Source organism: Shewanella sp. 30m-14, assembly GCF_052977125.1.
Map to the genome: position 1 here is coordinate 111,903 of NZ_JBRILW010000010.1, position 18,827 is coordinate 130,729.

The 18,827-nt window shown below is 44.2% G+C and carries 18 protein-coding genes; 12 read left to right on the top strand and 6 right to left on the bottom strand.

Annotation, left to right across the window (positions count from 1 at the left end):
- Positions 1-2: 2 nt before the first annotated feature.
- The 6 genes from napA to ACVBIU_RS09635 all read left to right on the top strand — a co-directional run bounded on the left by napA (position 3) and on the right by ACVBIU_RS09635 (position 7,562).
- Entirely contained in the window at positions 3-2,492 is a 2,490-nt protein-coding gene (gene napA, locus ACVBIU_RS09610; RefSeq protein ID WP_447160656.1) for a nitrate reductase catalytic subunit NapA, read from the top strand.
- A gap of 11 nt (positions 2,493-2,503) precedes the next feature.
- The gene (locus ACVBIU_RS09615) at positions 2,504-3,007 is read left to right on the top strand and encodes a nitrate reductase cytochrome c-type subunit (protein WP_447163646.1); all 504 of its coding nucleotides are present in this window, start codon (positions 2,504-2,506) and stop codon (positions 3,005-3,007) included.
- A 437-nt stretch (positions 3,008-3,444) separates the two neighbouring features.
- Complete coding sequence (locus tag ACVBIU_RS09620; RefSeq protein WP_447160634.1) at positions 3,445-3,765, top strand: PepSY domain-containing protein; 321 nt, start codon at positions 3,445-3,447, stop codon at positions 3,763-3,765.
- A gap of 57 nt (positions 3,766-3,822) precedes the next feature.
- Positions 3,823-4,512: a response regulator transcription factor gene (locus ACVBIU_RS09625; RefSeq protein WP_447163631.1), complete on the top strand. Its 690-nt coding sequence runs from the start codon at positions 3,823-3,825 to the stop codon at positions 4,510-4,512.
- Between the two features lie 4 nt (positions 4,513-4,516).
- On the top strand, positions 4,517-6,064 hold the full coding sequence (locus tag ACVBIU_RS09630; protein ID WP_447163632.1) for an ATP-binding protein: 1,548 nt from the start codon (positions 4,517-4,519) through the stop codon (positions 6,062-6,064).
- Between the two features lie 103 nt (positions 6,065-6,167).
- Positions 6,168-7,562, top strand: a complete 1,395-nt coding sequence (locus ACVBIU_RS09635) for a DUF3300 domain-containing protein (protein WP_447163633.1) — start codon at positions 6,168-6,170, stop codon at positions 7,560-7,562.
- Positions 7,563-7,690: 128 nt separating this feature from the next.
- Here the strand turns inward: ACVBIU_RS09635 and ACVBIU_RS09640 are convergent, their stop codons facing one another.
- Entirely contained in the window at positions 7,691-9,145 is a 1,455-nt protein-coding gene (locus ACVBIU_RS09640; RefSeq protein ID WP_447163647.1) for a leucine-rich repeat-containing protein kinase family protein, read from the bottom strand.
- A gap of 232 nt (positions 9,146-9,377) precedes the next feature.
- Between ACVBIU_RS09640 and ACVBIU_RS09645 the strand changes: the two genes are divergently transcribed.
- Entirely contained in the window at positions 9,378-10,697 is a 1,320-nt protein-coding gene (locus tag ACVBIU_RS09645; protein WP_447163634.1) for an ABC1 kinase family protein, read from the top strand.
- Here the strand turns inward: ACVBIU_RS09645 and ACVBIU_RS09650 are convergent.
- Both ACVBIU_RS09650 and rsmS read right to left on the bottom strand, forming a co-directional pair.
- Positions 10,684-11,409 carry a DUF599 domain-containing protein gene (locus ACVBIU_RS09650; RefSeq protein WP_447160639.1) on the bottom strand — a complete coding sequence of 242 codons (726 nt, stop codon included), beginning with the start codon at positions 11,407-11,409 and terminating at the stop codon, positions 10,684-10,686. The two genes, ACVBIU_RS09645 and ACVBIU_RS09650, sit on opposite strands and share 14 nt — an antisense overlap.
- Before the next feature lie 120 nt (positions 11,410-11,529).
- Positions 11,530-11,724, bottom strand: coding sequence for a pleiotropic regulatory protein RsmS (gene rsmS, locus ACVBIU_RS09655; protein WP_447160640.1), 195 nt, complete (start codon positions 11,722-11,724; stop codon positions 11,530-11,532).
- Positions 11,725-11,914: 190 nt separating this feature from the next.
- Between rsmS and ACVBIU_RS09660 the strand changes: the two genes are divergently transcribed.
- A complete protein-coding gene (locus ACVBIU_RS09660; RefSeq protein ID WP_447160641.1) occupies positions 11,915-12,142 on the top strand; it encodes a hypothetical protein in 228 nt (75 codons plus the stop codon).
- Between the two features lie 204 nt (positions 12,143-12,346).
- Here ACVBIU_RS09660 and ACVBIU_RS09665 read toward each other — a convergent pair whose 3' ends face one another.
- Positions 12,347-13,117, bottom strand: coding sequence for an ABC transporter permease (locus tag ACVBIU_RS09665; RefSeq protein ID WP_447163635.1), 771 nt, complete (start codon positions 13,115-13,117; stop codon positions 12,347-12,349).
- 186 nt (positions 13,118-13,303) lie between these two features.
- Here ACVBIU_RS09665 and pepT point away from each other — a divergent pair, with 186 nt between their 5' ends.
- The 4 genes from pepT to ACVBIU_RS09685 all read left to right on the top strand — a co-directional run bounded on the left by pepT (position 13,304) and on the right by ACVBIU_RS09685 (position 16,869).
- The gene (gene pepT, locus ACVBIU_RS09670) at positions 13,304-14,527 is read left to right on the top strand and encodes a peptidase T (protein ID WP_447163636.1); all 1,224 of its coding nucleotides are present in this window, start codon (positions 13,304-13,306) and stop codon (positions 14,525-14,527) included.
- Between the two features lie 157 nt (positions 14,528-14,684).
- Positions 14,685-15,371 carry a nucleoside-diphosphate sugar epimerase gene (locus ACVBIU_RS09675; RefSeq protein WP_447160644.1) on the top strand — a complete coding sequence of 229 codons (687 nt, stop codon included), beginning with the start codon at positions 14,685-14,687 and terminating at the stop codon, positions 15,369-15,371.
- 105 nt (positions 15,372-15,476) lie between these two features.
- The gene (locus tag ACVBIU_RS09680; RefSeq protein ID WP_447163637.1) at positions 15,477-16,205 is read left to right on the top strand and encodes a tRNA (adenine(22)-N(1))-methyltransferase; all 729 of its coding nucleotides are present in this window, start codon (positions 15,477-15,479) and stop codon (positions 16,203-16,205) included.
- Positions 16,206-16,338: 133 nt separating this feature from the next.
- Positions 16,339-16,869, top strand: a complete 531-nt coding sequence (locus tag ACVBIU_RS09685; protein ID WP_447160646.1) for an NUDIX hydrolase — start codon at positions 16,339-16,341, stop codon at positions 16,867-16,869.
- Positions 16,870-16,930: 61 nt separating this feature from the next.
- Here the strand turns inward: ACVBIU_RS09685 and ACVBIU_RS09690 are convergent, their stop codons facing one another.
- Together ACVBIU_RS09690 and gltS are read right to left on the bottom strand one after the other, a co-directional pair.
- Positions 16,931-17,305: a DUF6768 family protein gene (locus tag ACVBIU_RS09690; RefSeq protein ID WP_439267719.1), complete on the bottom strand. Its 375-nt coding sequence runs from the start codon at positions 17,303-17,305 to the stop codon at positions 16,931-16,933.
- Between the two features lie 280 nt (positions 17,306-17,585).
- The gene (gltS, locus tag ACVBIU_RS09695; protein ID WP_447160647.1) at positions 17,586-18,815 is read right to left on the bottom strand and encodes a sodium/glutamate symporter; all 1,230 of its coding nucleotides are present in this window, start codon (positions 18,813-18,815) and stop codon (positions 17,586-17,588) included.
- Positions 18,816-18,827: the final 12 nt, after the last annotated feature.

Below are 18,827 nucleotides of genomic sequence, written 5' to 3' on the forward strand. Positions count from 1 at the left end.
AGATGAATCGACGCCAATTTATCAAAGCGAATGCCGCCTTGTCAGCTGCCAGCGTGGCTGGACTCGCCTTACCCAGTAGCGCTAGTAATTTAATCACGAGTACAGAAAAAACCAAGATTGAATGGAACAAAGCTCCTTGTCGATTTTGTGGTACAGGTTGTTCCGTCATTGTCGGTACAAAGGACGGTAAAGTTGTAGCCACCCATGGAGACGAAAAAAGCGAGGTTAACAGAGGCCTCAACTGTATCAAAGGCTATTTTCTTTCAAAAATAATGTATGCCGATGATCGACTACAAACACCCATGCTAAAAATGAAAGATGGCAAACATAACAAAAACGGTGAGTTTACCCCTATAACCTGGGATGCCGCTTTTGACATCATGGCTGCAAAGTGGAAAAAAACACTGAAAGAGAAAGGGCCTACTGCCGTTGGTATGTTTGGTTCTGGTCAATGGACTGTGTGGGAGGGATATGCCGCAGTTAAATTGATGAAGGCGGGGCTTTGTTCAAATAACTTAGAATCTAACGCTCGTCATTGTATGGCCTCTGCTGTAGGTGGCTTTATGCGTACCTTTGGTATCGATGAACCTATGGGTTGTTATGATGATATCGAAGCCGCAGATGCATTTGTGTTATGGGGTTCAAACATGGCTGAAATGCACCCTATTCTATGGTCCCGCTTAACAGATAGACGACTTGGTCATGACCATGTAAAAGTTAACGTGCTATCGACCTTTGTAAATCGCTCATTCGAACTGGCTGATATGGATATTATTTTCACTCCACAAACTGATTTAGCCATTCTGAACTTTATAGCGAACTATATTATTCAAAATAACAAAGTTAACTGGGACTTTGTAAATAAACACGTGAACTTTCGAAAAGGTGAAGTCGATATTGGTTATGGCTTACGCCCTACTAATCCACTACAGGTCAATGCTAAAAATGCCGATAAGGCCAATGACTCAACCCCTATCGATTTTGATGAATTTAAAGCATTTGTTGCTGAGTATAATGTGCAATCGGTAAGTGAGTTATCTGGCGTACCTGAAGAAAAATTAATTACCCTCGCAGAGCAATATGCCGACCCAAATATCAAAGTGATGTCTTTCTGGACCATGGGATTTAATCAGCATACTCGAGGAGTATGGTGTAACAACCTCATTTACAACATTCACTTGCTGGTTGGTAAAATATCGACCCCAGGCAATAGCCCATTCTCATTAACCGGGCAACCATCAGCTTGTGGTACAAGCCGTGAAGTCGGTACCTTCTGTAATCGTTTACCAGCAGACCTTGTCGTCAACAAAGCTAGCGACCGCGCTAGAGCAGAAGAAATCTGGAAAATTCCAAGTGGGGTTATTCCACCTAAGCCGGGGTTTAACGCTGTTGAGCAAAATCGAAAGCTCAAAGATGGCGAATTAAATATGTACTGGATCCAGGCCAATAACAATTTACAAGCAGCAGCAAACCTAAATGAAGAAAGTCTACCCGGTTACCTTAACCCTGAAAACTTCATTGTAGTATCTGATGTTTACCCTACGGTAACGACCCAAATTGCAGATTTAGTCTTACCTGCTGCTATGTGGGTTGAAAAGGAAGGGGCGTATGGTAACGCCGAACGTCGAACCCAGTTTTGGCGACAAATGGTCAAAGCGCCGGGTGAAGCACGCTCGGATCTGTGGCAACTAATGGAGTTTTCAAAGCGATTTACTACTGATGAAGTTTGGCCTAAAGAGGTACTTGCTAAACATCCTGAGTTTAAGAGTAAGACCATTTTTGAAGTGTTATTTAAAAACGGTAATGTGGATCAATACCCAGAAGATTCGCTTAATCCAAATTACCTTAATGATGAATCACATTACTTTGGGTTTAATGTACAAAGAGGAATGTTCGAAGAATATGCAACATTTGGACGCGGCCATGCCCATGATCTTGCTCCCTTTGAAGATTACCATAAAGCCCATGGTTTACAGTGGCCAGTAGTTAAAGGTAAGCAAACCAAATGGCGCTTTAGAGAAGGCACAGATCCTTATGTCAAACCAGGCAGTGGCTTTGATTTTTATGGCCATGCCGATGGCAAAGCGGTTATTTTTGCTCAACCTTATGAGCCTCCAGCAGAGTCACCAGATAATGAATATGACATGTGGCTATCGACCGGTCGCGTACTTGAGCATTGGCATACCGGTTCAATGACACAAAGGGTGCCGGAGTTGTATCGAGCCTTTCCCGATGCGCTGTGCTTTATGAACCCAACAGATGCTAAAAATCGCGGTTTACGTCGTGGCGATGAGGTGAAAATAATCTCCCGGCGCGGTGAAATGAAATCTAGAGTCGAAACTCGTGGACGAAACAAAATGCCACTGGGTATGGTTTACGTGCCATTTTTCGATGCAAGTCAGTTAATCAATAAAGTGACCTTAGATGCAACAGATCCAATTTCTAAGGAAACTGATTACAAAAAATGTGCAGTGAAAGTACTCAAGGCATAAGGAACAACATGATGAAAACAGTGATCCAATTATCTTTGTTAATAATGCTTAGTTTGCCTCTATTGCATGCTTCAGCAAATGATAGTAATGCCAAAACTATCGCTGTTGATCAGATGGCAACACTGAGAAAGGCACCAATTAATGTCGAACCCACTCCACCTAATATGCCTAAAGTGATTAACTTGGATATAAAGGAGATGAGAAATTACCCTATGCAGCCTCCAGTGATCCCACATAAAATTGATCATTATCAGGTTAATCTTAATGTAAATAAATGCATTTCCTGCCACGCACGTAAACGTACCCGCATGTCACAAGCACCAATGGTGAGTGTGACCCACTTTAAGAGTTGGGATGGCAACTTTTTAGCTGAGTTGTCACCTACACGTTATTTCTGTAGCCAATGCCATGTGGTTCAAACTGATGCAAAATTACTTGTACCGAACAATTTTGTTGATATGGATAGCTTAGTGAAAGAAGAAGACAAGGTTATCGATACGCAATCGAGTAAGTAACGACATACACTAATCCTCCCCCGAAAAGTAGCAACAGTTTCGATAGGGGGCATTGATGGAAGCAAGGGTGAAGTCCATTTTTATGGACTTTATGAGCGAGAGCCTCCGACGGCGAACGGGTCGTTAAACAAGGTGTTGTTGATCAGGCAATTCTTTAACATCCAGACATCTCTGCATTCTTCATAAATAAATAGAAAGAGTAGAACAGCCGATAGAGCTGATTCAAGAAAGCCATTTTATAGCCAATCTACCTGTAGCCAACCTGCCACATTCAGCTAGCGTTCATCTAACCTTATGTATATCTATGCACTAACTTGGCATAGACAGGATAATTCTAGGCTTATGGCTATCTAGGCTTTGGCTTAACATAGGCAAGCTAATGACTAATCGAATAGGATCTTTTAAACTGGCTGTATCTCAACCCTTTGGTACCTTTAATGAAAACTGCTTTATCTATCATATTGCTCTCGCTCTCACTATTAGCCGCACAGCCTGCTGCGGCGAGTACTGTGCATGCCGTCACATCTATGATGTCGGTCTCTATGAAGGCCAATAGTAATCAGCAGCAGAAATTAAAAGTTCGCAGCAAAGAGCAGGCTGTACAGTTGGCGAAACGCCAGTATCGCGGCAAAGTGCTGAAGGTGCAGTCTAGCCGGGTTAATGGCAATCCAGGTTATAGCGTAAAGCTACTATCGAATGACGGTGTGGTTTTTTATGTCAACGTCGATGCCAAAACAGGCCGTGTTTCTCGCAACTAACTTTAGGCTATTGCTTGCAACGTTTTATTATCGAGCCGTACAACAAGGAGCCAGACCATGAGATTGTTATTAGTTGAAGATGATTTAGAGCTGCAATCAAACCTTAAGCAGCACCTTATCGAGGCCAATTACACCGTCGATACTGCCGATAACGGCGAGATAGGGCTATTTCAGGGCCGTGAATATAATTACGATGCAGCGATAATCGATGTAGGCTTACCTAAGCTTGATGGCATCGCGCTTATTACTCAGTTAAGAGCACTTGAGATTGGCTTTCCTATTCTTATTTTGACCGCCCGTGATAGCTGGCAAGATAAGGTTGAAGGCTTAGATGCTGGCGCTGATGATTACCTCACTAAACCCTTTCATCCTGAAGAGCTCGTCGCGCGTTTAAAAGCCCTTATTCGCCGCTCTGCAGGTAAAGCCAGCCCCATTATCACCAATGGCCCCTTTAGCCTGAACACCAGTAGCCTTGAGATTAAAAAGTCTGGGGAAACCATTACCTTAAGTGGTTCTGAATACAAGCTGTTTGAATACTTTATGCTGCATATTGGCGAAGTGAAATCAAAAACGGTGCTAACAGAGCATATTTACGACCAAGATTTTGATTTAGACTCTAACGTGATTGAGGTGTTTATTCGGCGCTTACGCAAAAAGCTCGACCCTGATAATCAAATAGGCCTTATCGAAACCCTTCGTGGCCAAGGTTATCGTCTTGTGTCACTCGATGACGACGCGAAACAGTAAGCCAATGATTAACCTCAAGCGCTTGCCCACTGTAATGCACTCTTTAAAGGCACGTCTTATCGTCAGCGCCATGCTGCTGAGCTTAGTCTTAATCCCTATCGTGGGCTTAACCCTCAACGACGCCTTTAAATTGCAGGTCAAGAGTGCCTCGGTCAAAGAGCTTAAAGCCTATGTTTATTCCATCTTGGCGGTGACCGAGGTCGACGATCAACAGTTATTTATGCCCGAGGTGTTGTTAGAGAATCAGTTTAATGTGATTCAGTCTGGGCTGTACGCCTTAATCACTATTCCCGAAGGCCTACAACAGACACTCACATCGGCATCCACATCGACAAGTGACCATAAACAAGACTCTAGCTTCGATGCTAAATTTGTTGGGCCTGAAACCCTAAGGCCGGCAAGCGATCAGATTATCGCCGAGCAACAAGTCACAGCCGGAACAGAGGTCGCTTGGCGATCTAACTCATTGCTTGGCATCGACCTCACTTCGGCAATCACCACTGCGGTACATACTGACCCGGCCTTTCCACAACCAGAAAAAGGCCAAGGCCAGTTCAGTGAGATTATGCTTAATGGCGAACCTCATTTGGTCTATGGCTTTAGTGCGAGTTTCGAAACCCAGCAAATTGATAAGCACGGGGATGAGCAGATCACCCGTTTTCCTGTCACGATTTATATCATTAAAGATCAAAGTGACTACCAGCTACAGGTTAATGAGTTTAATCAGCAACTTTGGCGCTGGTTATTGATCTTGATGGCCGCCCTGCTTTCAATTCAAATGTTATGGCTATGGTGGACACTAAAGCCCCTCACTCGTTTACAAAATGAATTAGCCGCGATTGAAAACGGAAAAGCCGATCACTTAAATGATAACTACCCCACCGAACTCAGTGCCGTTGCCAAGCAGCTCAACACCCTGCTCAATACTGAGCAAAATCAACGTAAACGCTATCGTAATGCCTTAGCGGACTTGGCCCACAGCCTAAAAACACCGCTGGCGGTTATTCAAAGCCAGAAAGATTTAAGTCCACAATCATTCGAGCAGATATCTCATATCAATCGCATAATCGGCCACCAGCTCAAACGAGCGCAATCGGCAGCAGGCTCTGCCTGGCACTTAGGCGTAGAGGTGGCTGAAGTCTCAGATAAACTGGTGCGCAACCTGCCCAAAATATACTGCCAGCCAGCAATCACTATCAATCAAGATGTCGACAGAAGCGCCGTCTTTAAAGGCGATGCCAGTGATTTGACTGAAATTCTAGGTAACCTGCTAGATAACGCCTGTAAGGCCGCAACCTGCCAAGTGCTATTAACAGTAAAGTCTGTCGACTCTTGCTTAGTTATCGATATCGAAGATGATGGAAAAGGGATCGATGAGGCGCTGCATTCACAAATATTTGAGCGTGGCATTCGCGCCGATTCTTACCAACAAGGTCATGGTATAGGTCTGGCAATTGTGCGCGACTTAGTCGATAGCTATCAAGGCCAACTCATTGTCGGCCAGTCGGCCAAACTCGGTGGTGCTCAATTCGAGCTGCGCTTTAACAGCTAATTTAACGGCACTCATCTAACGGCTCTAATCTACCCGCTTTTTGGCTTTCAGCTTCTGTTCATCTTGGATTTTTTATACTGATGCTAACGTATAAGGAGAGCATATGAACAGATTCAAAAAATGGCGCTGGCTATTTGTCATCACACTTGTCATTGCAATGCCTTTGATGATGTCTGCCGCCACAGTCAACGCACAAGATCACGACGCCGAGCGCGCTCAATACAGTGAAAGTCAGTATAGCGAAGGTCAGTTAGCGCAGATGCTTGCACCTATCGCACTGTACCCCGATAGTTTGCTTACTCACATTTTGATTGCCGCGACCTATCCATTAGAGGTGGTGCAAGCCCATCGCTGGCAAGCGTCTCATAACAACTTGAGTACACAAAAGCAGATAGACAAGGCGCAAGATAAAGACTGGGATCCCAGTGTGGTCGCGCTTATCGCCTTTCCTAATGTGCTACAAAAGCTCAGTGAAGATCTCAATTGGACCCAGTCTATTGGTGATGCCTTTTTACAAGATGAAGCACAGGTTTTAGACAGTATTCAAACTCTGAGACAAGAGGCTGATAATGCCAACAGTCTTGAGCAGATGGATAATATGCAGGTCACTCGGGTGAATAATCAGATAGTGATTGAGCCGGTAAGAAAAGAAATTGTTTATGTGCCTTACTATGACCCAAGATCAGTTTACGGGTATTGGCGCTGGTATAACTACCCGCCAGTCTATTGGGCGGTTTATCCCGGCTATGTCAGACCTGGCTATGGCCACTTTTACTGGCGCGCGGGAGTACATATTAGTTTTAACTATTATTTTAGTGCATTCCACTGGCACAAGCGTCATGTGGTCGTGGTGCATCACCATAACTCGCACCGATATCGTCATCGCGGCCGTATCGTAACCAGCCATGGTGCAAAACGCTGGGCCCACAAGCCTCAGCATCGACGCGGTGTGGCTTACAGTAATAATGCGCTTAGGCACAAATATAACAGCCATCATCCTAGTCGCGCTCAGAGTAAAGCGTTACGACGAAACGATAGCAAGCATGTGGCCAACAACATGGTAAACAGCCGTGAGCGGAATAACAGCCATGAGCGTGTAAACAGCCATGAGCGTGTAAACAGCCATGAGCGTGTAAACAGCCATGAGCGGATCAATCGTCATGATCCAATTAAGAACCATGACCGCATTAAAAATCAGATGCAAAACAAAAGCCGTGAGCGCGTGCAAACTCACCAGCAGAACACCCATAAACGTGAACAGCAGATGCGCACTAAGCTACAACCCAGCTCAAAGGCAGACAGCCGACACAATATATCAACAAACAGTCGGCCCCAACATGCTGCGACCAAGGTTCTGCAACCAAGAGTCAATAAAAGCCATACCACTAAGCCGCGACCCGCCCCTAGTAGCCATGCATCTAGAGGCAATTCGCCAAGGAACGACTCGCCAAGGAGCAATTCAACAAGGAATAACCAGCACAAACCAAGGAAAGATTAAGCTATCACATCACTAGCGACATAAAAAACGCCGTCAATCGATGGCGCTTTTTGTTTACAAACAAATACTTAACGTTAAGTTTTTGCTATTTATGTACTATACACCTAGATGCTTAGAGAATAAGATAATTAGATGCTTAGACATTGCTCGCGCTCAAGCAGCTCGGTGCATTGCAGTAGTCGCGTATCAATCTCTTTAAAGCGTGGACGTAAGCCGATGCTGGGCTGTAAACATGCGAGTTTTAACTGCAACAGCTGGGCAAGAATCGCTTCACTGCTGTCTAGTTTAGATTGTGAGCCTGTTTTTACTGGTAAGCATTGCCCAAGTAAATCCTCTATTAGGCACCCTAAGGCTCGCACTTCAATTGCTTCCATCGCTTCTTGTTGCAGTAAAGGCAATTGGCTTAAATTGGTCGCAGCGCCAAAATCACCAAATAGGATCTCAGCATTATCATTGTACATAGTGTTATGGGCGTAGATATCACCATGACTCACTTGGTTATGGTGCAGATGAGTTAGGCCTGATGCCATCTGTTTCAAGATAAGCAATATCTGTTTTAGTTCAAATTGAGTGCCAGCAGTGAAGGTGTCTCGCGTGCAAGTATCCAGTGATGGCGGCAGGCCTAAGTTTTGATAGTGACTAGGAATAAGCTCCATCACTAAACCAGAACGTTCAGCTTGACTAAGCTGGGCTACAACCTTAATGAGATTGTGATGGTGCCCAGCCTGTAAGCAATTAGCTAACTCATCTTTGGGGTAACCATCGCTAGTGACCTCGCCTTTAAATATTTTAACGGCAATATCAACTGGAGTAGCTGTTAACGCTGCTGCTTGCTTAAGCCATTTAGCGCGGTAAATAACGCCCGACGCACCTTGGCCAATAACCTCTTTAAGTTCAATATCATCAAGACTCACACTAGGCATAGTGACAACAGCTAAGCCTGGTTCATTGATTAAGCCAGATTTATTGACTAAGCCAGTTCCACTCACTAAGCCCGACTCTGCCACTAAGGCTTGTGGCTGCGGTTTTAACGGACTTCCGTCAAGCGCTAACCAGCTTAGGCGTGGCAACTGAAATAACCAATCTGGCAACGACTTAAAGGCATTAGCCGATAGGCGAGCTAATTCTAGTTTGGTGCATTTGGCCATACTCACAGGTAAAGCCGTCAGCTTATTGCCCGCCAAAGCTAACTTTTGTAATCGATGTAAACGCCCCATATCCTCAGGTAAAGATTCGAGCTGATTGTCGGTTAAAATAAGCCAGCGGGTATTTTCTGGTAAGGCCTTTTCTGGCAGGCGTTTTAAATTGTTCGACTTAAAGCTGATCATTTCCAGCTTAGGGCACTGTGCAAGTACCTGTGGCACAGATTCAAAGCTGTTATTGGTGAGAAACAAAATCTTTAATTGATGCAAATCACTTAAATTATCAGGCAACTCACACAGTTTGTTGTCAGATAAATCAAGTACCTCCAAACTATCTGCGAGGGAAAAAATCGCTGCTGGAAACTGTGTTAAGCCTTCAGAGATCTGTAGGCGTTTAATTCCCTTTAACTGGCCAGAGGTTAACTGCTCAATGGTGTGCAAAATCTTGTTCCTAATTGCCGCTGAAAAATAGCCCGCAATACTATACGATTCACGGGCATAGAGAAAGGCATAGAGAAAGGCATAGAGCAAGGCATGCATAAACCAATCTGCCTCAATGTGTTTGGCTATCGGTTCAATGATCCATACTCGCTTTATCGCGTATTGACAGAGCGTATTGATATAACATTGTATTTTGACTTAACCCTACTCCACTTTGGATAAAGGCCTACAGATGAAAAAATCCCAAACAGCTAAAGTCCCCAGTAGTCGGCTATCGCGACTCACCTCCTTAGGCGGTTTAGCGTCGCGATTAGCGGGAAGTATTGCTGTCGAGGGCGCCAAAAAACTGAGTCAGGGTCAATCACCTAAGTTACAAGATTTAGTGCTAACACCGACAAATATTGGCCATATTGCCGATAAGCTTGCTCAGATGAGAGGAGCGGCCATGAAAGTCGGCCAAATGCTGTCTATGGATTCTGGCGAGCTAATGCCAAAAGAGCTGAGTGCTTTGTTAGTAAGGCTAAGATCTGACGCCAAAATCATGCCCCATAAACAACTCGTCGCCGTGTTAAAACAAAACTGGGGAGAAGATTGGTTAGCACCTTTAGCACATTTCGAATTACGTCCATTTGCAGCGGCGTCGATCGGTCAGGTACATCAAGCAACCCTCGCAAATGGCAACAAACTTGCGGTAAAAGTCCAGTATCCCGGGATCCGTAATAGTATTGATAGCGATATCGACAACGTCGCAGCTCTGCTGCGTATATCGCAATTAATCCCTCAAGGTCTACAGTTTGAGGCATTACTATTAGAAGCTAAAAAACAGTTACATATTGAGGCCGATTACCACGCCGAGCTCACCATGTTAAAACGCTACAAACGCCTTATTGCCGATGAAGAGACATTTGTGTTGCCATCAACCTATGATGAATTATGCACGGCAGACATTCTGGTTATGGACTTTATCGAAGCACAGAGCATTGAGTCTGTCGCGAACTTAAGCCAAGGCGTGCGCAATAGGGTTGCCAGTGAGCTGCTAAGGCTGTTTTTTAGAGAATTATTTGAATTTAAGCTGGTGCAAACAGACCCTAACTTTGCCAATTTTCAGTATCAACACTCACAGCAGAAAATAGTGTTACTCGATTTTGGTGCCACCCGTGATATTCCGGCTCCGCTATCGGACAATTACAAACAGCTCATGAGTGCAGCCAAAGTTAATAACAGAGAGTTAATGGAAGAGGCAGCCCAAAAGATTGGCTTCTTTCAAGAGGCCATTAGTGAACAGCAAAAAACGGTTATTCTAGATATTTTCTATCAAGCCTGTGAACCACTCAGAAGTGAGCAAGCCTATCATTTTGGCGACAGCACGCTCGCGACACGGATCAAAGCGGCGGGTATGTCGATGAGCACAAAAGCTGACAAATGGCATACCCCGCCTGCCGATGCGATTTTCGTTCATCGAAAATTAGCGGGTATTTACTTACTTGCTTCAAAACTCGATGCACAGGTTGATGTTAAATCCATTTTCGAAGCCGCTATTAGGACACCTTAGCCCGATTATCTCGCTCGAGCTTTAACAGATCTTGGCCTTTGGTGATCGCAACAACAGCCTTTGATTTAAACTCGCGTAGGTAAAGGATAATGACAACCAAAATACTCGCGCAAATCAACACTAATGGATGATAGAACCAACACAGGGCTGCCATCGAAAAATAATAACAACGTAAACCATAATTATAAGAGTGTGCAGCTTGATCTTGTACCACAGCCATCTGCTTAGCGTAAGCACAAAGGTTTTCATTGTTCCCAAGCTTATCAACAGGCGCGGCTCCCACCATCACATTTAAAAAGCCATATTGACGCATTGACCAAGTAAATTCGAAAAAAGCCAACACAAAGATAAAGGTCAGCATACCTAGCTTGACTTGAACTAATGCATGATTTGGGGCGGCCGCAAACGGTATCGTTGCTATAACAGCCTCAAGTCGCTCAGCCTGAGCAAACAGGGTTAACACCCCCGCGAGCACAAACATGGTGGTCGAGGCAAAAAAAGCGATATTGCGCTCAAGGTTTGCCAGCAGCGCCGCTTCACTAACTCGCACTTCTCGCTTTAGCAACTCATACATCCAGTGAATACGATGCTGATGCAAGCAGCGGGCAATACAGTTAGTGTTTTTAGCTTTGCGTTTGGCAAAGAGTGCATAGCCGACCCAGCTAGTTATAAAACAAAATAGTGCAAAAAGGTCGAGTAGCGAAATAGTCATGCTTGGGTCCGTCAAGAGGAAAACGCATCATAATTTAAATCTATCAGCAGCAGTAATAGCAGGGCTTAAGTCTGATAAATGGTTAATAGGTGTTAAATAGGCAAAAATCTAAATTAATATTTATTTTACTCGTTTTGCTTGTAGATCCTTTTTTACAATCTCTAACGCAGCCAATGCAACGTCAGTAGCAATCTGGTTATTCTCCAGTAGAAAGATAAGATCGACTGCGAGCTTTACTTCCTCAGGAGCCTTATCGAGCGCATTAATTGGCTTATTTTCACTCATGATTTTTAGATTCACGTTCTTCGATAACAATTAGCGCACCATTATACTCAGACAACCCCATAGCCTCAATTAAGAAACTTGATGTAGATCTTTAGTTTTGCACCAGAATATCTATTTGTCGTGGCTGTAGGGCTTTATTACCTCTGAAAGCCTAGATATACTCGGCGTTAGAAGACACAATCAATATTGTGAATAGTGAATACAAAGGTAAATAACTCCTATGGCAAAAATGGATTTCTCGGTGATCAATGACACCACAGCAAAATCTTTTATCGAACAAAAAAACCTTATTAAAAGAGTATTTAAAGGTAACACTGTTCTGTGCCCTGTGTGCAATCAAGCACTTGAAATGAAGCTACCAGTTAGGGGTCAAGAAGAGAGTGTTTCAGGAATTTGCTGCAAGAAAGGTTGTACGGATATAGAACTTGATATGGAGCTTGTGCTTTAGCACTGAGCGCTCTATTGCGGAAAATATGCTATTTGGGGATAGTATGCTTTTTCGAGCAGTACGCTTTTTAGAACAGTACTGGCTATCAGTAATAATGGCTGCCAACTTAAGATGTTGAGCAGCCATTTTTTATCTACTCGCCACGTTTTTGATAGTGGTAGTGATAGTGATAAGCCCTGTGGCGCTGCGTTACCGCTTAGCCAGCTAAAGACTCACTCTCACTCGGCCAGTATGGGTAATAGCACTTCGAATACACAGCACAAGAGTGGTTGATACCGATATTGACAGGGTGACAAAAATCGCAACTGAAATCACTATCTGATACTTGATGGCGATTAACGGATCGACTCCCCCTAAAATCTGTCCCGTCATCATGCCGGGCAGCGTCACTAACCCCATGGTTGCCATTGAGGCCAAGATCGGTGCGAAAGATTGCTGCATCGCCATTTGCACAAATGGCAGGCTTGCCTGACTCGGTAAAGCGCCCAGCGCCAATGCACCTTGATATTCAGCCTTTCTATCATTAAAGGCTCCAAACAACCGCTGCAGCGCCACAATATTGCCGCTTAAACAGTTGCCCAGCAACATACCTGCGGTAGGAATTAAGAATTGCGCGGCATAAAGGGGCTCTGGCGATAATAGATAGACCATCATCAACCACAGTACAGGGAACATTCCCAAAGCTAAGCCTGATAAAACCGGAAAGTAGAGTAACTTCTTAGGTAACTTTGCTTTGCTGATAATCGCACTCGCTCCCACAAGTAACATCACCATTAGCCAAGCTAAATTGACCCAAAGATTATTGAGTATAAATAAATACTGTAGATACAAGCCCACCAGCACCAGCTGAGCAGTCATACGCAGCACCGCCCAAGCCATATCAAAAGTGAGCGCTAGACGAAAATATCGACCTATCGCGATAGGGATCACTAGCACTAACATAAATAGGCCTAACTGCAGCCAACCTATATCCATCTCATTATTCTCTAATCACTAAGCCCATGCCACAATATAACTGAAATAGCGTTAATGACACTCAATTGTGGCGGTTATCCATAACGAAATATTCACCCATTAGGAAAAACTTGATCAATATCTAATGAATTCACAATTGCCCTTGTTAGACTCTGGTCACTTTTTGCTATTTTAGAAACCATGATTATGAAGCAGCAACTACTTGAGCGATTCTTAAGCTACGTCAGTTTTAATACTCAATCTGACGGCAATAGCCAAAGTGTACCTAGCACAGACAGCCAATTTGTTTTTGCACAACATCTTCGTCAAGAGCTTATTAGCCTTGGATTTGACGATGTGCAACTCTCTGACAAAGGCTACTTAACCGCAACGGTACCTAGCAACGTAGAAGGCGCTCCTTGCATCGGATTTATTGCGCATTTAGATACCGCTCCCGACTACAGCGGAGAGAATGTATCGCCGCAAATCATTGAAAAATATGATGGCAAAGAGATTCAATTAGGCCTTGAGGCTGTACTGTCGCCAGAGAAATTTACCAGTCTAAAGCAATATATCGGCCAAACCCTTATCACCACCGACGGCAACAGTTTACTCGGCGGAGACGACAAAGCTGGCATCGCAGAGATCATCAGTGCATTGCACCACCTTGTAACTCACCCAGAGATCCCTCACGGTAAAATAAGACTTTGCTTCACCCCAGACGAAGAGATTGGCCGCGGCGCCGATCATTTTGATGTCGAGGGCTTTGGTGCCCAGTGGGCTTACACTGTTGACGGTGGTCAAGTTGGCGAGCTTGAATATGAAAACTTTAACGCTGCCACTGCAATAATCACCGCCACGGGAAACAACTGTCACCCCGGTACCGCCTATGGCGTGATGGTTAATGCCCAAACTATTGCGGCGCGTTTCCACGCAAAAATGCCGCTAAAAGATACACCGGAATACAGCCGAGACTATGATGGTTTCTTCCACCTACTTGGCATGGAAGGCGTTACCGAGAAAGCGACACTGACTTATATCATTCGAGATTTCGACTTTGCGCTTTTTGAGCAGAGAAAACGCTGGTTGGCTGAGGTTGTTGAAAAATATAATGCCGAGCTTGCTATCGGTAAATTAACCATAGATATTCAAGACTCCTACTTGAATATGAAACAACAAGTTTTACCCCACCCACATATTATCGATATCGCTAAACAAGCGATGCAAAACTTAAACATAGAACCCATTATTAAGCCGATTCGTGGTGGGACAGACGGCTCACGCCTGTCATATATGGGCTTGCCTTGTCCAAATATATTTACTGGTGGGCATAACTTCCACGGCAAGCATGAATACCTGTGTCTTGAGTCGATGGAGCAAGCTAGCAAGACGATTATTGAAATCGCTAAGCTGACCGCATTACATAAATAGACGCGTCGCCAAGATCAAAATATAAAAGGCCTGTGATTACAGGCCTTTTTGGTCAATCCGGTTAATCGCGCTATTTTCCTTGGCAGCAAAAAGTATTTGCTTCCCTCTGCGCGCTCTCTACACTTAGGCTATTCATATTCAACTCGACACTACCAAAATGAACGCTGCTATCATAGGTGCCACAGGACTCATAGGCCAATTACTGCTACAAAAATTGATCGATTCAGGATGCTATGAGCACATTTTAGTACTCGGTAGAAATCAGCCAAAATACCGATTAACACAAAACACTCAAGTCACATTTTTACAATGCCAACTTAATGAACTTTCCTCTCTCGAGCTTCCATTTACAGTCGGTCATGCCTTTTGTTGTCTCGGCACCACCATCAAGCAAGCTGGTAGCCAACAAGCCTTTATCGCCGTGGATAAAACAGCCTGTATCGATTTTATTGCCAAGTGCGAAGCCAGTAACAACTATGTCGTGACCGCCCTTGGTGCAAACAGCCAGTCAAAAACATTTTATAATCGCGTCAAAGGCGAAACCCAAGAGGCTCTTGCGAGCTTATTGAATAAAAACCAACAACCCACATCACCTAAGCGATTATGGTTATTTCAGCCAAGCCTGCTTTTAGGAGAGCGTTCGAATACACGAGTATTAGAAGATCTGGGTAAGTCATTATCTCGCTTAGTCTCACCGCTATTTATTGGCGCGCTGAGACAATATCACCCCATTGAGGCTGAAAAAGTGGCGAATGCCATGTTGGCGCATGCTCTATCAGCATTAGAGTCCAATGCAGCATCGCCTCAACGTGTCACTTTGGTTGCTAATAAAGAGATGCTATAGCCGGCATGGCTATTGACTCCATACCTATAACATCCTTTAAAATAGCATCCTTTAAAATAATGGCCCTTAACATAGCGGCCTTTTACCCTGTCATCGAGAATACCTTTGAAGCTCAGCAAACGCCTCCAATATATCAACAGCCTGATTAACACCCACTATGATCAGATTTGGGATTGCTGCTGCGATCATGGCTTGTTAGGCGCGGCATTACTACAACGAGGCGCGGCAAGTCATATCCACTTTGTCGATGTAGTGCCAAGCTTGATGGCTGAGGTGAAAAGTAAACTACAGCGGTTTTATCCCGATGCAAACAAAGAAGAGCAAACGCCTGTAACAAGTCCTAAAAGCTGCTGGCAAGTGCATTGCTTAGATGTGGCTAAACTCGATTTAGGCGCTAAAGAGCAGCGTCAATTGATTATCATCGCTGGCGTTGGTGGCGAACTGACGGTTGAACTCGTGCAGCAAATTGTTACACGCCACCCAGAGCATTCACTTGAGTTTATCCTTTGCCCTGTGCACCATATTTATACCGTCCGTACAGAGATGCAGAAACTCGGTTTAGGCCTAGTGCATGAGCAATTAATCCAAGAAAATAAGCGTTTCTACGAGATCTTGCATTTATCAAGCAGCAGCCAAGAAACAATAAGCCCTGTTGGCTCAATAATGTGGGATCATAGCCGTGAGCTAGATAAAGCTTACTTACAGAGTACCTTAAAGCATTACCACAGAATGGCTCTAGGTTTAGAAAAGGCTAATTTAACAATCGAGCAGCAAAATGAAAAAGCAGAGATTGAACTGATTATTGCAGACTATCGAGCCTTAACCGCTCAATAAGTTTCCCTGCACGCAACTGGTAAACAGCCCGTCATTTGCAGCGGTAAGCCGGTTACCCCCACTTTGTCGCTATAGGGTATAATCCCGCATCTTTCATTTAGTCCCCCTTAACCAATACGAGCTGAGCTGACCCATGCGCCTGTTAAAATCGACCATTCACGCCGACATCGCCCACCTTGCCACAGATGAACTTGCGACTAAAAGCTTTCACCGTCAAGCGGCTCGAGGGGTTATTCTTAAAGGCGAAGAGATCTTAATGCTCTACACCGAGCGCTACCATGACTACAGTATTCCAGGTGGTGGCGTTGATGACGGTGAAGATATTCAAAGCGGACTTATTCGTGAATTAGAAGAGGAAACTGGGGCGAAGCATATCGAGATCATCAGTGAATTTGGCCTATATGAAGAGTTTAGGCCCTGGAATAGAGATGGTTTTGATGTGGTACATATGGAATCGTTCTGCTTTGTTTGCGATATTCATGCCGAGCTTGGCGAAACAAAATTAGAGGCCCATGAGATCCAAAATGGTATGACCCCAGTGTGGATAAATATTCACCAGGCCATCGCCCATAACGAGCACACCATGGCTAACAGCCCTAAAAAAGGTATGTCGATTGAACGAGAAACCTTTTTGCTCAAGCGTATCGTGGCAGAGCTTTTATAAGCAATTGTACATTTTGGTTTAATATAGAAAAGCGTGGACTTTTAACCCATCCACGCTGTAATCACTCTTTGTCGCCTTGAAGTTTCACAACCGCTAATTCAAGCCTTTTAATCTCTCGTGCAGTCGCATTACGATTCATCTCGTTATAGATCCACATCTTAATCGCGATCTGCATCATACTTGCCAACAGCAACGTCACCCCCCACTTGATTAGCGCCACCGAACTGACGACGACAAAAAAGAATTGATAGCCTGACCACAACATAAGCAAGCTCAGCACAAAGGCAATAATGCTCATTAATATCATCCAGCCGCCCAAACGCCCTTTATAAGCATCGCCCAACATAGTAAACAGGCTTGGGCCGCGTTTAAGTTGACTACTTAGCTGCTCAGATTCTTTTAGTAATTGCTTGCGGATTTTCTCATCGATATCCATAAGTTTGCTCCTATTTGTGTCTCTTGTGCTAACGCTTCTTTCTAGATGTCTTTTCTAACCGCCGGGCTCTAACACTTGCTTTAGCAGCTCTCAGGCTCTGAACAAACGCGACTTAATCGTTCCATGTTGAATGCAGATAAACGGCTCCTTTATCTGTTTGAATAAAGACGATGCAGCTGAGTAAAAGGTTCACCCAACCTAATAAAAAAAGGGAGCATTTGCTCCCTTCTACCTGCCGCTTTGGTAATTTAAAAATGATTTAAGCTTAAAAGAATAAAACTTAAAAATAGACGAACAAGTTGATGATCATGGCATTGATAATATCGATAAAGAAGCCGCAGACTAACGGTACGATAATGAAGGCCCTGTGGGCGGCACCATATTGCTGTGTCACCGCGGTCATGTTAACAATCGCCGTTGCTGTCGACCCAAGTGTGACGCCACCAAAACCAGAGCAGATCACCGCAGCCTCATAGTCTTTACCCATCATTCTGAACACCACGAAAATGGTAAACATCACTGACAAGAATACCTGCACAGACATAACCACCGAGATATACAGTAAGCTACCTTCTAACTCCCAGATTTTAAGGCTCATCAAAGCCATGGTTAAGAACATACCTAGGCAGATATCTTGAATAAGTGACAAGCCTTGTGAAGCATCATCTAAATAGGTTCTATCTTTGACCGCTCTACGGTTGATAATAACCCTGCCCACATTACCGATAATAATGCCGGCTAATAGACAGGCAACGAACATCGGCAGCTTAACGCCAGCTTCTTGCAGCGATAAATCAATAAAATAGCCAATAATTAGTGTAACGTTGAGCCATAACCAAGCACGTAACACACCAAAATAATCGACCTTAATATGCGATGAGCCGGCTTGATGGCTGGTACCAATATCAAGATCTGAGTCTGGATTGGCTTTCACATTGTGTCGCTTCATCAAATATGCCGCAATTGGACCACCAATCACACAGGCAGATATAAGCCCTAACGTATTTGATGCTATACCGAGCTCGCTGGCATTCACAATCCCAAGCTCTTCAACAAAGGTTGGCGTCCAAGCCATTGCGGTTCCCACTCCGCCAATCAATGAAATAGAACCCGACATCAAGCCAGCCTTTGGATCTAGGCCAAATAAGGAGGCAATGGTTACGCCGGTGAAGTTTTGTAAGAAGATGAAAACACTGGCTAGAACGATGAGAATAAGTAACGGTTTGCCGCCCTTAATTAAGGTCGCAAAATCTGCCTTTAAGCCAATACCCGCAAAAAAGTATAAGAGTAAGGTGTCTCGAACACTCAAGTTAAACTCAATTTGAATATCAAAGGCATAATAGAGAATACCCACGATTGCAGCGCAGGCGAAGCCACCAACGACGGGTTCAGGAATACTGTACTTCCTGAGCAATTCGTAGCGAGAAATAATGCTTTTACCAATAAACAAAGCAATTATCGCTAAAGTAAAAGAGACAAAATCTTTAATTTCAATTAACTGGGGTTCCATGACAATGAGTTC